The organism is Pseudarthrobacter leeuwenhoeki (assembly GCF_055412885.1).
Window position 1 is genome coordinate 68,666 of the sequence record NZ_JBVAYY010000015.1, and the last position, 13,876, is coordinate 82,541.

Consider the following 13,876-nt stretch of genomic DNA (forward strand, 5'->3'; position numbering starts at 1 on the left):
ACACATACCGCGGGATGCGCACTGCGGAGCACTATTTCGAAGTTCCCCTGGACCATTTCGGCGGTGGCGCACCGGCCGGCGAGACCATCACGGTCTTTGCCCGCGAGTACGTCTCCACGGACCACAGCGAGGCTGAGGCCGCCGAGCTCCCGTGGCTGCTGTACCTCCAGGGCGGGCCGGGCGGACGCGGCAACCGGCTCCCGGCGCTCGGCGGGTGGAGCAAGGCCGCAGCCAGGGACTTCCGCATCCTGATGCTGGACCAGCGCGGCACCGGCCTGTCCTCCGCGGTCGACCGCAATACCCTGCCGCTGCGCGGAAACGATGCCGATCAGGCGGACTACCTCGCCCACTTCCGGGCCGACTCGATCGTCGCCGACGCCGAAGCCATCCGGCTGGCGCTGGGCTCCGGGCCGTGGACGATCTACGGGCAGAGCTACGGCGGTTTCTGTGCCCTCAGCTATCTCTCCTTCGCCCCGGAGGGCCTGCGGGAAGCCGTCATCACCGGCGGGCTCGCGCCCCTCTCAGGGCCCGCGGACCGGGTCTACCAGGCCACCTTCGGGCGGGTGGCGGCCCGCAACGCCGAGTACTTCGGACGGTACCCCGAGGACCGCGCAGCAGTCACACGGATCGCCCGGCACCTGCGGGACACGGAGGAATTCCTGCCGGACGGCGAACGGCTCACCGTGGAACGCTTCCAGATGGCGGGTTCCTTCCTGGGCGGCAACACCCGGGTGGATGCCCTGCACCACCTGCTGGAGGATGCCTTCGTCGGCACACCCGGCGGTGACCGGCTCTCGGACGCGTTCCTCGACCAGGTCCGCGGGATCGTGTCCCGGGCCGCCAACCCCTTGTACGCGCTGATGCACGAGTCCATCTACGGCCAGGGCGAGTCCACGGACTGGGCCGCCTGGCGCGTGCTGCAGGAGTTCCCGGAGTTCTCCCCGGACGCCCCCGAGCCGCTGCTCACCGGGGAAATGGTCTACCCCTGGTACTTCGAGCAGGATCCCGCCCTCCGGCCGCTGCGGGACGTTGCCCGGCGCCTCGCCGAAAAGAACGACTGGCCGCCGCTCTACGATCCGGAACGGCTCGCCCTCAACACCGTGCCGGTGGCCGCTGCCGTCTACACCGACGACATCTACGTCGACCGGGGACTGTCGCTCGAGACGGCCGCGGCCGTCCGCGGCCTGCAGGTCTGGGAGTCAGCGGACTTCCACCATGACGGCATAGCGGACGACGGCGAGGGCATCTTCGCCCGGCTCCTTCGCCTGACCCGGTCCGTCCGGGACTAACCCGGGACTGAACCCGGCTGCCACTCCGGTGCCCGGGACCCGCATGCACGCTGCGGTCCTGGCCGGCTGGGCGGAGTGCGACGGCGAACACGAAGCGGCCGCCGGAACCCCGAGTCCCCGAGCACCGGAGGGACGACCATGGCGCGCACCGGATCGAGAAGGAGCACCTGCCGGAAGAGCACCAGGTGGAAGGACCTCACTCCGGGCGGAGCTCGGAATAACGATTCGGCACGGTCCGGAGAACACTGAGCGATCGCATACGAACGGCTCTAAACTGGTCCCACCAGCAGTTTCGTCCGGTCGGCGGGAGCCGATCGGCGTCCCACCGCCGTCCGGCGATCCGGACAGAGTTCTCCGCTCTTCGGAACCTGGAGGTTCCACCATGAAACGCTCACCGACGGCCCGGCTGCTCACCGGGCTCTCCGCGGCGGCGCTGGCCACCACCGGCATCGCCCTCGCCGGACCGGCCCACGCCGTGTCCGCCCAGGGGTTCCTCTCCTACGTCGACGGCTGGCGGGTCGACCGGCACGTGCGCGAGCTCGCCGACGTCAACGGGGACGGCCGCGCCGACGTCGTGGCCTTCGGCGACCCCGGTGTCTTCGTCGCCCACGGCCAGGCCAACGGCACCTTCGCCGCGCCGGTGCTGAAGGTCCGCGACTTCGGCACCGCGCAGGGCTGGCGCACCGACCGGCACCCACGGAAGGTCTCCGACGTCGACGGCGACGGCCGCTCCGATCTCGTCGGCTTCGGCGACGCCGGCGTGATCGTCTCCTACGCGCAGCCCGACGGCAGCTTCACCGCGCCGCAGCTCAAGGTCCGCGAATTCGGCTGGAACCAGGGCTGGCGGGTCGACCAGCACGTCCGCGAGCTGGCCGACCTCTCCGGGAACGGAACGGCAGACATCGTCGGCTTCGGGTACTCCGGCGTGACCATCTCCCACGGCCGGGCGGACCGCACCTTCGACGGCACCGGCAAGCGGATCGACAACTACGGCTGGGACCGCGGCTGGCGGGTCGACAAGAACCCGCGGATGCTCGCCGACATGGACGGCAACGGGACGGCCGACATCGTCGGCTTCGGCGACGCCGGCACGTACGTCTCCTACTTCTCGGCGCTCGGGGACACGTTCACCCAGCCAGCGCTGGAGATCCGCGATTTCGGGTACGCCCAGGGGTGGCGCGTCGACCAGCACCCCCGGGAGCTCGCGGACATCAACGGCGACGGGATCCCGGACGTCGTCGGCTTCGGCTACCGCGGAGTCCTCGCCGCCTACGCCCGGCCCTTCGCCCCGGGCGAGCCGAAGTACCTCCCGGTCACCCTCGAGCTCGCCGACTTCGGTGTCGCGCAGGGCTGGCGCACCGACCGGCACCCCCGGGAGCTCGCGGACATCAACGGCGACGGGATCCTGGACGTGGTCGGCTTCGGCGACGCGGGCGTGCTCGTGGCCTACGGGGACGACAACTTCCTGGTCGGGCCCGAGCTGAAGTCCACCTCCTTCGGCTGGGCGGCCGGCTGGGACCCGGCACGGTTCCCGCGCCTGCTCGGGGACGTCAACGGAGACGGCCGCGACGACGTCGTCGGCTTCGGATACTCGGCCACCTACGTCGGGCTGTCCTGAGCACGGGGCAGGGGCGGCCGTCGGACCGTCCCGGACCGGCTCACGTCCCTGCGGAGTCCGCGCACCGCCGATCGTGGTGCCGTGACATCCAACAGGCCAGGACGAGACGTTGATCCGAGGTGAGGTGCAGAGTCACGTCCTCCTCGGGCAAGGAGTAGTGCATGCGGCAGGGGATCTTCATCAGTTCCCCATCGACGTGGATCTCCGGGTAGTCGGCCACGTGCCAGTTAGTGTCTTGAATCAAGCCCGCAGAGGTGGAGATCTCCGGTCGATCCAGGACCCGCATCTCTCTTGAGCTGCCCCACGGGCTCCCGGTGGAACCGCACGCAGCAGGAGTGGGTCTTTGAACCAGGACGCCTTCATCGGCTCCTTCAATCATCTCTGCAACATTCGCTTGCTTTCGATTCAGTGGGCCAGCCCGGGCCTCACGTTAGTGCCCTCTCGTGAGGAGTGTCCGGCCGCTGAAATCGTCCCTCTGGCGGAACGTCCACCGGGACAGATTCGCCGCAGCGGGATTGTCCCTCTTGAGGATCCTTCACCGGCAGCTCAGTTGAAACGCGAACCGAAGGCTATGGCATCCAGATCATGGGCAGTTACCGTGGCCCCATGAGGGACAGGAGGCTGCCTATCATGTGCGGGACGACAGAGTTCAATCGCCCTCGACCACTACGAGACGGAAGGCTGGCGCCGTGCGGAAACTGATCTACGGCATGAATCTGACCCTGGACGGCTACATCGCCGCGGCCGGCGACGACATCGGTTGGAGCGGGCCGAGCGACGAACTGTTCCAGTGGTGGCTCGACCAGGAGCGGGCCAGCAGCCTGTCACTTTACGGGCGCAAGCTCTGGGAGACCATGAGCTCCTACTGGCCGACCGGCGACCAGCAGCCCAACGCCACCCCGGCGGAGATCGAGTTCGCGCGGAACTGGCGGGACACACCAAAGGTGGTGTTCTCCTCGACGATCGACAAGGTCGACTGGAACACCCGCCTGGTCACCGGCGACGCGATCGCCGAGATCACCCGGCTCAAGGCCGGGGACGGCGGTCCGATGAGCATCGGCGGCGCAACGCTCGCCGGAGCGGCCATGCGGGCCGGGCTGATCGACGAATACGCGCTGGCCACCCATCCGGTCCTGGTGGGCGGCGGCACTCCGTTCTTCACCTCGCTGGACAACTGGATGAACCTGAACCTGGTGGAGACGCGGACGTTTCCCGGCGGCGTGGTCCTGACCAGATACGAGACGAGACGCTGAGCGCGATTCCTCCGCACGGTCGGGAAAGTACATCCACCATCAGCGGGCCCAGCCCACGTCGACGGCGTGCGAATCACGGCCACCAACTGAACCCGTTGATACCTTGATGGAAGTCATCGTCGTGGTTGCCATCGCCACCCTCAGCCGGGCAGCAATCAAGGCGCGGCAACGGGGCCGCGGCCACCCCTGACTGCGACCAAGTGTCCAGTTTGGCCGGTGCGGCGAATAGTTGGCCGGCGCGGGAGGACCACAGGCAGCCCCGTTCCCGCTACTCGACGATGGACATCGGCAAACCGCCCCCATGCGTTGAAGGCGTGATGCTGTCGAGCTGCCAGGCGTCCGCGGATGCCCGGAACATGTTCCTCGGTCAATTCCTTGAAAGTGACGCTCGCTTCCGAGCCGGACACCTCCACGGATTCCACCGTGATCGTCGTCGAAAAGTCCGTGTACCCGAAGCCCCTCGACTTGAAGCCGGCCTTTGACCGGGCCACCACCGGAAGGTCCCTCGCGCGCTTGGCCCGGTAGACCAGACGGGAAGTTCAGGCACTAGGGTACCTTTCGCAGGGTGTGACTGTGCGGTGCAAGTCTCTCCGACTGGCCCGCTTGGTATTTAGCACCTGGTACTGCCTGGCTGCCCGCTACGCCCGGCAGGGCATCTGTGCCATACGTGTTGACGATCGTAGCGCTTGGGATACTCCCCAACGTCAGGCCATCATTACCCTAGGCGTGCCCGGCGGCCTGCATCTGGCGCAGCTCCTTCTTGAGCTCCCCCACCTCGTCGCGGAGCCGTGCGGCGAGCTCGAACTTCAGCTCCCCGGCGGCGGCGTGCATCTGTTCGGTGAGCTGCTCAATCAACCCCACCAGGTCCTCGGCCGGTGCGGCCGCGAGGCCGTCCGCGCGGATCTTCGCCGCGCCCTTGCCCTTGCCGCGGGCCTTGCCCGCGTTGGCGAGGAGTTCGCGGGTGTCGGCGTCCTCCTTGGCGATCTGGTCCGTGATGTCGGCGATCTTCTTCCGCAGCGGCTGCGGGTCGATGCCTCTTTCGGTGTTGTACGCGACCTGGATCGCGCGGCGGCGGTTGGTCTCGTCGATGGCGTGCGCCATGGAATCGGTGATCCGGTCCGCGTACATGTGCACCTCGCCGGAAACGTTGCGGGCGGCACGGCCGATGGTCTGGATCAGCGAGGTGGACGAGCGCAGGAACCCTTCCTTGTCCGCGTCCAGAATACTCACCAGCGACACCTCGGGCAGGTCCAGGCCCTCCCGGAGCAGGTTGATGCCGACCAGCACATCGAAGACCCCCATGCGGAGCTCACGGAGCAGCTCGACGCGGCGGAGCGTATCCACGTCCGAGTGCAGGTACTCGACCTTCACCCCATGGCCCACCAGGTAGTCGGTGAGGTCCTCGGACATCCGCTTCGTCAGCGTGGTGACGAGGACGCGCTCATTCTTCGCCGTGCGGGTCCTGATTTCACCGAGCAGGTCATCGATCTGGCCCTTGGTCGGCTTGACGACGATTTCTGGGTCGATCAGTCCGGTGGGCCGGATGATCTGCTGGACGTAGCCGTCAGCCTTCCCGAGTTCGTACTTGCCCGGCGTCGCGGAGAGGTAGACCGTCTGGCCGACACGGTCCTGGAACTCGTCCCACTTCAGCGGCCGGTTGTCCATCGCGGAGGGCAGCCGGAACCCGTGGTCCACGAGGTTCCGCTTGCGGGACATGTCGCCCTCGTACATCGCGCCGATCTGCGGCACGGTGACATGGGACTCGTCGATGACCAGGAGGAAGTCGTCCGGGAAGTAGTCGATGAGGCAGTGCGGGGCAGTCCCGCGGGCACGGCCGTCGATGTGTGAGGAGTAGTTCTCGATGCCGTTGCAGAAGCCCATCTGCTGCATCATTTCCAGGTCGTAGGTGGTGCGCATCCGCAGGCGCTGCGCCTCGACGAGCTTGTTCTGGCTCTCCAGGACCTGCAGCCGCTCGGCCAGCTCGTCTTCAATCCGCTTGATGGCCCGGCCCATGCGTTCCGGGCCGGCGACGTAGTGCGAGGCCGGGAAGACATACATCTCGGTCTCATCCCGGATGATCTCCCCGGTGAGCGGGTGCAGGGTGTAGATGTTCTCGACCTCGTCGCCGAAGAACTCGATCCGGATCGCCAGCTCCTCGTACATGGGGATGATCTCCACGGTGTCGCCGCGGACCCGGAACGTGCCGCGGTGGAAGTCCATGTCGTTGCGGGCGTACTGCATGGAGACGAATTTCCGGAGCAGGTCGTCGCGGTTCATCTGGGCGCCCTTGCGGAGCGTCACCATGCCGGCGATGTACTCTTCCGGGGTGCCCAGGCCGTAGATGCAGGACACCGTGGCGACCACAATCACGTCGCGGCGGGTCAGCAGCGCGTTGGTGGCGGAGTGCCGGAGCCGTTCGACTTCCTCGTTAACGGAGGAGTCCTTCTCGATGAAGGTGTCCGTCTGCGCCACGTAGGCTTCCGGCTGGTAGTAGTCGTAGTAGGAGACGAAGTACTCGACGGCGTTGTTGGGAAGCAGCTCGCGGAATTCGTTGACGAGCTGCGCGGCGAGGGTCTTGTTCTGCACCATCACGAGGGTGGGGCGCTGGACCTGCTCGATCAGCCAGGCCGTCGTCGCGCTCTTACCGGTACCGGTGGCGCCGAGCAGCACCACGTCCTTTTCGCCATTCTTGATGCGCTCGGTCAGTTCAGCGATCGCGGCCGGCTGGTCACCCGCCGGCTGGAACTCGCTGATGACCTCGAAGGGCGCCACGACACGGTTGATCTGCTGCGCAAGACTCATGCATCTAATCTACCGCCGACCCCCGACACGGTGTCCGGATTCAGCTTTGGGCGGTACGGTCCGGTTCCGCATCCGGCCGCGTCCCGGGCCCGGGGGCGACGTCCGACGGCGGCTGCCAGCCGGTGCGCTGCACCCACGCCTCCATCCGGGGGGCCGCGTGCCCGGCGAACCAGGCTTCTTTGTCGGCGGCATAGCGTGCGGTGGATTTGTCGACGTCGTGCAGTTTGGCGACCCTGCGCTTCTCGGCGAGGTAGTCGGCCCGCGCGGCCGCGTCGTCGCGCAGCCAGTCCCGGAAGCAGAGGGCAAACCGCCAGCCCGGGGACCCCACGGCGCGGACGTGAAGGTTGACCGCGCGGCCGGGGTCCGCGTTGCCGTGCATCCGCTTCGGCCAGTCCGACGCGTCCGGGTGGGAGGGCTTGGGGTTGTCGGAGATGATGCCGGGCCAGGCGGGGAAGCCGGCGGCCGCCAGCAGCGGCGCGATCCGGTCCGCGGCGGCCATGTCCTCGACGCCGAGCTGGAGGTCCACGATGTCCTTCGCGGGGAGTCCGGGGACGGCCGTGGAACCGACGTGATCCAGCGTCAGGATGTCGTCGGCGGCCGCCCGCAGGCGCGTTATGAGCCGGGAGGCCTGCGCTGGCCAGTCCGGGTTGGCGGGCGCCAGAACCGGCCCGCCGGTCCGCGGCGCGAGGCGGCGCCTGCCGAGGTTCGCGGCGAACGGTGCCAGCCGGAACTTCCAGAGCCGGTCCACCGCGTCCCGCAATTCCTCTTTGGAGCCGGAGTTCTCCAGCACGGCGTCGGCCGCTGCCAGCCGGTCCGCCCGTAGCGCCTGGGCGGCCATCCGGGCACGGGCGTCCGCGGCGGTCATGTGCCGGTGTTGCACCATGCGCTGCACCCGGACGTCGTCCGGGGCGTCCACCACCACCACCAGATGGAAGTTGGCACCCTGCCCGGTCTCCACGAGGAGCGGGATGTCCTGGACCACGACGGCATCCCTCGGAGCGGCGGCCGCCAGCGCGGCGGCGCGCTCCCTGACGAGGGGATGGATGATGCCGTTGAGCACGGCGAGGCGTTCCGGGTTGCCGAAGACGAGGGCGCCAAGCTTCGGCCGGTCCAGGCCGCCGTCGGGAGCCACGATGGCCTTGCTGAAGGCATCCACGACCCGGGCCAGTCCCGGCGTTCCGGGTTCCACGACCTCACGGGCCAGGGCATCGGCGTCTATCACCACGGCCCCGAGTTCACGCAGGCGCGCGGCAGCCACTGACTTCCCTGAGGCGATGCCGCCCGTCAACCCGATTTTCAGCACCCCTCCAGACTAAACTGATCCGGTGGCCGAAGATGCGGATTTCCCCGAAAGCAGGGCCACCGTTTACACCACGCTGGCGGCAGGGCCGGAGTTCCGCCACGAGATTGAGGTAAAACGCTCCCGCTTCATCACCGTGCTGCACCGCACCGGGGATGAGGAGAGCGCCCGCGCCGTCGTCGCCGGGCTGCGCAAGGAATTCCACGATGCGCGGCACCACTGCTCCGCGTTCGTGCTCGGTCCCGACCGCGCCGTGCAGCGCTCCAACGACGACGGCGAACCGTCCGGCACCGCGGGCACCCCGATGCTCGACGCGCTGCTGAAACGCGAAACCGCGCCGGGTGTGACGGACCTCAGTGACGTCACCGCCGTCGTCGTCCGGTATTTCGGCGGGATCCTGCTCGGCGCCGGCGGACTGGTCCGGGCCTACTCCGCATCCGTGTCCGCGGCCCTGGACCGGGTGCCGCTCGCGCAGCGCCGCCGGCTGCGGATCTGCGCGGTGATTGTCCCGCACACGGCGGCCGGCCGGCTGGAGAATGAGCTGCGAGCCGCGGGCTATGTGATGGCCGAAACGAGTTATGAGGCGCAGACTACTGTCCTGAGGCTTGCCCTGCCGGATGATCCGGTGGGTCTGGCCCGGGCGGGGGAACGGGTCGCCGCCCTGTCCGCTGGAACCGCCGACTTGCTGCCTGGAGAAACGGAATGGATCGATGTCCCCCTTGGCTAAGCCTTCCCCTGCCGCTGTCCGGCTCGTCGACGTCTCCGAGCCGGTCCTGGACCAGCTCCTGACCGTCGCGATCCAGGACGCCGATCCGGACGAGGTGACCCCTCCCCTGGGCAGCGCCTCCGGCTGGAACTCGGAGCGGATCAGCTGGTTCCGCGAGTACCACCACGCCGCTGCAGGACTCGACGGGCCCGCGCAGCAGAAAAGCTGGGCGATCAGCTCCGACGGGGAGCTGGCAGGATCCATCCGGCTCAGGCGGACCGGAGCGGACTCGCTGGAAACGGGGATCTGGCTGGGCCGCAGCTTCCGTGGCCACGGCGTCGCACGGGAGGCCCTGCGCCTCGTGATTGCCCGGGCCGCCGCGTCCGGGGCTGCCGTCCTGGAGGCCGACACAACAGCGGGCAATGCCGCGGCGCTGGTCCTCCTGCGCTCGGCCGGGGCCGAGTTCGAGCAAGGCGAAGCCTCCGCTACCACCACAGTTTCGGTCAAGGCCAGGATCCCGCTGCGCTGAGGGCCGCCGCTGGACATGCCCCCACGTAACCACACGCCCGGCTGGACATGCCCCCGCGTAACCTCACTCCCGGCTGGACATGCCCCACCTTGGCCGCAGCCGCTGGACATAATCCCATTGTGCCCATCCGCCCGGCCCACGAGGGGGCATGCCCAGTCCCGGATCCCGGTGTTCATGCCGGAAACAAGGTCAAGATCCAGCCGCAACCTGCTCCTCTGCGGAGGCGCCAGGCGTCCTCACAGCGGGAGGCCGGTAGGGCTTCAGCCCGCAACGTTCGAGAACGAACTGCTCCAGCCCGCGGTATCCGAAATCCTTGTGACTGCATCCGGGCCAGCGTTCACGCAGCAGGGCACCCAACCGCGAGCCGTGGACCAGTTCCCCAATCAGCACGTCAGGGTGGTCACGCACGAGGGCATGAACACTGTCCCGGTATTCCTCAACTCTGGGAACGCGTGAGGCCATCACCGGAACGGTCGGCGCTTTGGGCTGTCCTGCCTTAGCCGCCACCGGTTTCGTTGCCGTCCGGGCCTCCGGCGCCGCGGTACTTCGTGCTTTCAATTTTCTTTGGGGTTCCGGCACGTGAACCACGTGGAAATGGTCGGCTGTCGCCTGGAGAAACCTGCTTCCTGCACCGGCGGCAAAATGTGAGGTCGTCACCACGATGGCGTACTTCCCCAAGGTATGGAGGCGTCGGATGAGTGGGACGAAGCCTCCGTCGCCGCTGACGATGACGAAGACGTCTACCCAGGGGGACTCGGTGGCCACCTCCAGAACATCAACGACCATTTCAATGTCGGCGGCGTTTTTCACGTCCTGATTGAACGAGAAAATCTGAACTGGCTCGACCCCGTTGGCAAAAAGTTCCCGGCGGTAGCCCGCCATGTCCGCGCGGCCCCAGTTGGCGTAGGCACGGACGAGCGCCGTCAGAGACCCGACACCCAGATCCCGGACGAGGCGCTCAACGTCGGCCACAATCGTGCCGATAGGCACTGAGGCCACGTCACCTTTAGCGCCGCCGAACAGGTTTTCCATGTCGATGAAGACCGCCACGTTGCGGGCCGGAGGGGTTCCCTTGAGGCGTTCCGGCGTCATCCCGGCCGCCCCGACGCTATTCTGCAATTTCCCAGATGTGGCCGCCTGGATCTCGGAAACTGGCCGTTCGGATCCCCCATGGCCGGTCCACCGGCCCGTTGAGGAGCCCGACGCCGCGGCTCGCGAGTTCGGCGCACAGGGCGTCGACGTCGTCCACCTCGAGGGTGAACTGCACCCGGGATCCCGCCTCGGGGGAAGCCACCCTGGCGGGGCCGATGAGCTCCGGAGCCTCGGACGATATCAACAGGTTGATCATGGTGTTCCCGAACCTGAAGACAGCCGAGGCATCATCCTCAAACGCTACCGGCAGGCCGAACACTTCCTGGTAGTAGAGTTTGGTTCCGGGCAGATCCTCCACGAACAAAGTGATGGCGCCGATCCCCCGTGCCCAGTTGCCGGTATGCGCTGATTCCGTAGGCCGAGGACTCCCCGACGTCTTACCCATGAACCGCTCCCCCTCCGATGTTCCGTGCACTTAACCTGCCCAGTTTGAACGCGAAGTTGCGGCGGCGTCAAGGATTCCGGCGCTGACCCGCCGGAATCGCAGCGAACGGGCGGTGTCACTCCTGCGTCGAGTCGGGCATCAGCGTGCAGGGACCTGACGCGATCCGCGAAGGAACCCTTCCATCAGGTATCCACCGCTCCCCTCCAGCACCCTGGCCGCGATCTGGATAAGCTGCCCCGGGCTGTGGTCCGGGGAAGCAGCCCAGTCCCTTAGCTCCGCTGCACACTCATCACCCGGGAGCTGGTCCAGCCGGCGGATCGCCCATCTGCCCTTGCCCAGCCACTTTCCGTGCTGCAGGAGCAGAAGCTCAACCGACTGCCGAAAGACTTCTGCGGCGACTGCGAACGATTCAGCCGCAACTGTCGATCCCCGCAGGTCGTCGAGGGAACTGCTCAGCTCGTACCGGCGCAGGCCGCGGTCCTTGCAGTCAGCGGCTCCGGCCCGCGATCCATGTACAACTGCGCCTCACGTTGCCATGCTTCCCCCGGGCCGCGGTCGATAAGCAGCATTCCCTGGGCACACAGGTCGCCGAGGACGGCACAACGGGCGGCACGCTCCCGTGCGTACCAGCTCGACAGGCTGGACGGGGTGTGGATAAATGCTTCAACAAGCCACCCCTCATAGCGCGTGGTTTCGGCATAGTTCTCCGCGCCGTCCCGATAAAGGACCACGATGTCCAGATCCGAGGTGGGAGTGCTCCGGGCTTGGGCCTTACTGCCGCCAATGATGGCCGCAAGGGCATCGGGGTGTCTTTCCGTCACGAAGGCGCAGGCTGCACTGACTGGATCCATCAGGCCATCTTGCCGGAGCCTGCCCGACGCGGCCGGCAACCACACGCCCGTAGCCCCCAGTCCGGGAGCCAGGGGCATGCCCCGCGCACGGACCCAGGGCTGGACATAGTGCCCCTATGTCCACACCACTGCCGGGAGAGTGCGCATGTTCAGCAGGCGCTCCGCAGACGCGTGCTGGCGCATGCCCTGCGCGCAGGGCCGGGACTGGACATAGTACCCATATGTCCAGTGACCGCGGCCAGGACTGGGCATGTCCCCGAGGCAAATCGGGCACCATTGGGCATGTCCACCCGGGCAAGCACCCGAGGGGCATGTCCCCAACGAGGGCATGTCCTTAACGAAAGGTGGCCGCCCCCGCAGGGACGGCCACCTTCACGGTGTTACTTCAAGCTACCAACTGCCAAGCCTCAGGAAGCGGACTCCCTGAGGACCCGGGGCAATTAGTTGCCGGTCAGCTTCTCGCGCAGTGCTGCAAGAGCCTCGTCGGAAGCGAGCGTGCCGCCACCGGTGTTGGACTCGGCTGCAGCCGGCTCGGAGGAGTAGCTGGTGGTGCCGGAGTCGCTCTCACCGGACGTTGCGGCTGCAGCGTCGTCGGCAGCGTGCTGGATAACCTGCTTCTTGTGGGCTTCCCAGCGGGTCTGGGCGTCAGCGTACTGCTGCTCCCAGGCGGCGCGCTGCGTCTCGTAGCCTTCAAGCCACTCGTTGGACTCCGGATCGAAGCCCTCCGGGTACTTGTAGTTGCCCTCTTCGTCGTACTCAGCGGCCATGCCGTAGAGAGCCGGATCGAATTCGGTGGACTCGGCGTCGACGCCCTCGTTGGCCTGCTTGAGGGACAGCGAGATGCGGCGGCGTTCGAGGTCGATGTCGATGACCTTGACGAACAGCTCATCCCCAACGGAGACAACCTGCTCGGCCAGCTCTACGTGGCGCACGGCGAGCTCGGAGATGTGGACCAGGCCTTCGATGCCGTCTTCAACGCGGACGAACGCGCCGAACGGAACCAGCTTGGTGACCTTACCCGGAACAACCTGCCCGAGGGCGTGGGTGCGGGCGAAGGTCTGCCACGGATCTTCCTGCGTAGCCTTGAGCGACAGGGAAACACGCTCGCGGTCCAGGTCGACCTCGAGAACCTCGACGGTGACTTCCTGGCCAACTTCGACAACCTCGGACGGGTGGTCGATGTGCTTCCAGGACAGCTCGGAAACGTGAACCAGGCCGTCTACGCCGCCCAGGTCCACGAAGGCACCGAAGTTGACGATGGAGGAAACGACGCCGGGACGAACCTGGCCCTTTTCCAGCTTGTTGAGGAACGTGGAGCGGACCTCGGACTGGGTCTGCTCGAGCCAGGCACGGCGGGACAGCACAACGTTGTTGCGGTTCTTGTCCAGCTCGATGATCTTGGCTTCGATCTTCTGACCGATGTACGGAGCAAGGTCGCGCACACGGCGCATCTCGACGAGGGATGCGGGCAGGAAGCCGCGCAGACCGATGTCGAGGATAAGACCACCCTTGACAACCTCGATGACGGTACCGGTGACGACACCGTCTTCTTCCTTGACCTTCTCGATGTCGCCCCAGGCACGCTCGTACTGAGCGCGCTTCTTGGAGAGGATCAGGCGGCCTTCTTTGTCTTCCTTGGTGAGCACCAGGGCTTCGACGAGATCGCCAACGGAGACGACGTCTCCGGGATCAACATCGTGCTTGATGGACAGCTCGCGGGAGGGAATGACACCTTCGGTCTTGTAACCGATGTCGAGCAGAACTTCGTCGCGGTCGACCTTGACGACGGTACCTTCGACGAGGTCTCCGTCGTTGAAGTACTTGATGGTGGCGTCGACTGCTGCGAGGAAGTCCTCAGCGGTACCGATGTCGTTGATTGCGACTACGGGTGTACCGGGCTTCTCGGTGGAGGTGATGGTCATGTAGTAGGGGCTCCGTTGTGGATAGTTAGTCGGTCAGGCAAACCGCTGCGCCCGCGTCGGCGACACGGG

At 67.0% G+C, this 13,876-nt stretch carries 12 protein-coding genes; 6 read left to right on the plus strand and 6 right to left on the minus strand.

Going from position 1 to position 13,876, the window contains the following annotated elements:
• Positions 1-14 precede the first annotated feature (14 nt).
• From ACZYX4_RS14295 to ACZYX4_RS14310, 4 genes are all read left to right on the plus strand, one after another.
• Positions 15-1,289 (plus strand): alpha/beta fold hydrolase, encoded by a 1,275-nt coding sequence (locus ACZYX4_RS14295; protein ID WP_463877046.1) that lies wholly within the window; start codon positions 15-17, stop codon positions 1,287-1,289.
• 382 nt (positions 1,290-1,671) lie between these two features.
• A complete protein-coding gene (locus ACZYX4_RS14300) occupies positions 1,672-2,907 on the plus strand; it encodes an FG-GAP repeat domain-containing protein (protein ID WP_463876984.1) in 1,236 nt (411 codons plus the stop codon).
• 689 nt (positions 2,908-3,596) lie between these two features.
• The gene (locus tag ACZYX4_RS14305; RefSeq protein ID WP_463876986.1) at positions 3,597-4,160 is read left to right on the plus strand and encodes a dihydrofolate reductase family protein; all 564 of its coding nucleotides are present in this window, start codon (positions 3,597-3,599) and stop codon (positions 4,158-4,160) included.
• Positions 4,161-4,541: 381 nt separating this feature from the next.
• Positions 4,542-4,685: a hypothetical protein gene (locus ACZYX4_RS14310; RefSeq protein ID WP_463876988.1), complete on the plus strand. Its 144-nt coding sequence runs from the start codon at positions 4,542-4,544 to the stop codon at positions 4,683-4,685.
• Positions 4,686-4,880: 195 nt separating this feature from the next.
• Here ACZYX4_RS14310 and uvrB read toward each other — a convergent pair whose 3' ends face one another.
• Both uvrB and coaE read right to left on the minus strand, forming a co-directional pair.
• Positions 4,881-6,962 (minus strand): excinuclease ABC subunit UvrB, encoded by a 2,082-nt coding sequence (gene uvrB / locus ACZYX4_RS14315; protein WP_463876990.1) that lies wholly within the window; start codon positions 6,960-6,962, stop codon positions 4,881-4,883.
• 40 nt (positions 6,963-7,002) lie between these two features.
• Positions 7,003-8,265, minus strand: a complete 1,263-nt coding sequence (gene coaE / locus ACZYX4_RS14320) for a dephospho-CoA kinase (protein ID WP_463876991.1) — start codon at positions 8,263-8,265, stop codon at positions 7,003-7,005.
• A 22-nt stretch (positions 8,266-8,287) separates the two neighbouring features.
• Here coaE and ACZYX4_RS14325 point away from each other — a divergent pair, with 22 nt between their 5' ends.
• Together ACZYX4_RS14325 and ACZYX4_RS14330 are read left to right on the plus strand one after the other, a co-directional pair.
• On the plus strand, positions 8,288-8,989 hold the full coding sequence (locus ACZYX4_RS14325; RefSeq protein WP_463876993.1) for an IMPACT family protein: 702 nt from the start codon (positions 8,288-8,290) through the stop codon (positions 8,987-8,989).
• Complete coding sequence (locus tag ACZYX4_RS14330; protein WP_463876995.1) at positions 8,973-9,497, plus strand: GNAT family N-acetyltransferase; 525 nt, start codon at positions 8,973-8,975, stop codon at positions 9,495-9,497. The genes ACZYX4_RS14325 and ACZYX4_RS14330 overlap by 17 nt, the downstream gene beginning before the upstream one ends.
• A gap of 189 nt (positions 9,498-9,686) precedes the next feature.
• On the opposite strand, the gene ACZYX4_RS14335 is transcribed toward ACZYX4_RS14330, so the two are convergent.
• From ACZYX4_RS14335 to rpsA, 4 genes are all read right to left on the minus strand, one after another.
• On the minus strand, positions 9,687-10,589 hold the full coding sequence (locus ACZYX4_RS14335; protein WP_463876997.1) for an NYN domain-containing protein: 903 nt from the start codon (positions 10,587-10,589) through the stop codon (positions 9,687-9,689).
• A gap of 16 nt (positions 10,590-10,605) precedes the next feature.
• Positions 10,606-11,034, minus strand: coding sequence for a VOC family protein (locus tag ACZYX4_RS14340; protein WP_463876999.1), 429 nt, complete (start codon positions 11,032-11,034; stop codon positions 10,606-10,608).
• Positions 11,035-11,486: 452 nt separating this feature from the next.
• Complete coding sequence (locus ACZYX4_RS14345; protein ID WP_463877001.1) at positions 11,487-11,885, minus strand: nucleotidyltransferase domain-containing protein; 399 nt, start codon at positions 11,883-11,885, stop codon at positions 11,487-11,489.
• Between the two features lie 440 nt (positions 11,886-12,325).
• Positions 12,326-13,807: a 30S ribosomal protein S1 gene (gene rpsA / locus ACZYX4_RS14350; protein ID WP_463877003.1), complete on the minus strand. Its 1,482-nt coding sequence runs from the start codon at positions 13,805-13,807 to the stop codon at positions 12,326-12,328.
• Between the last annotated feature and the right edge of the window lie 69 nt (positions 13,808-13,876).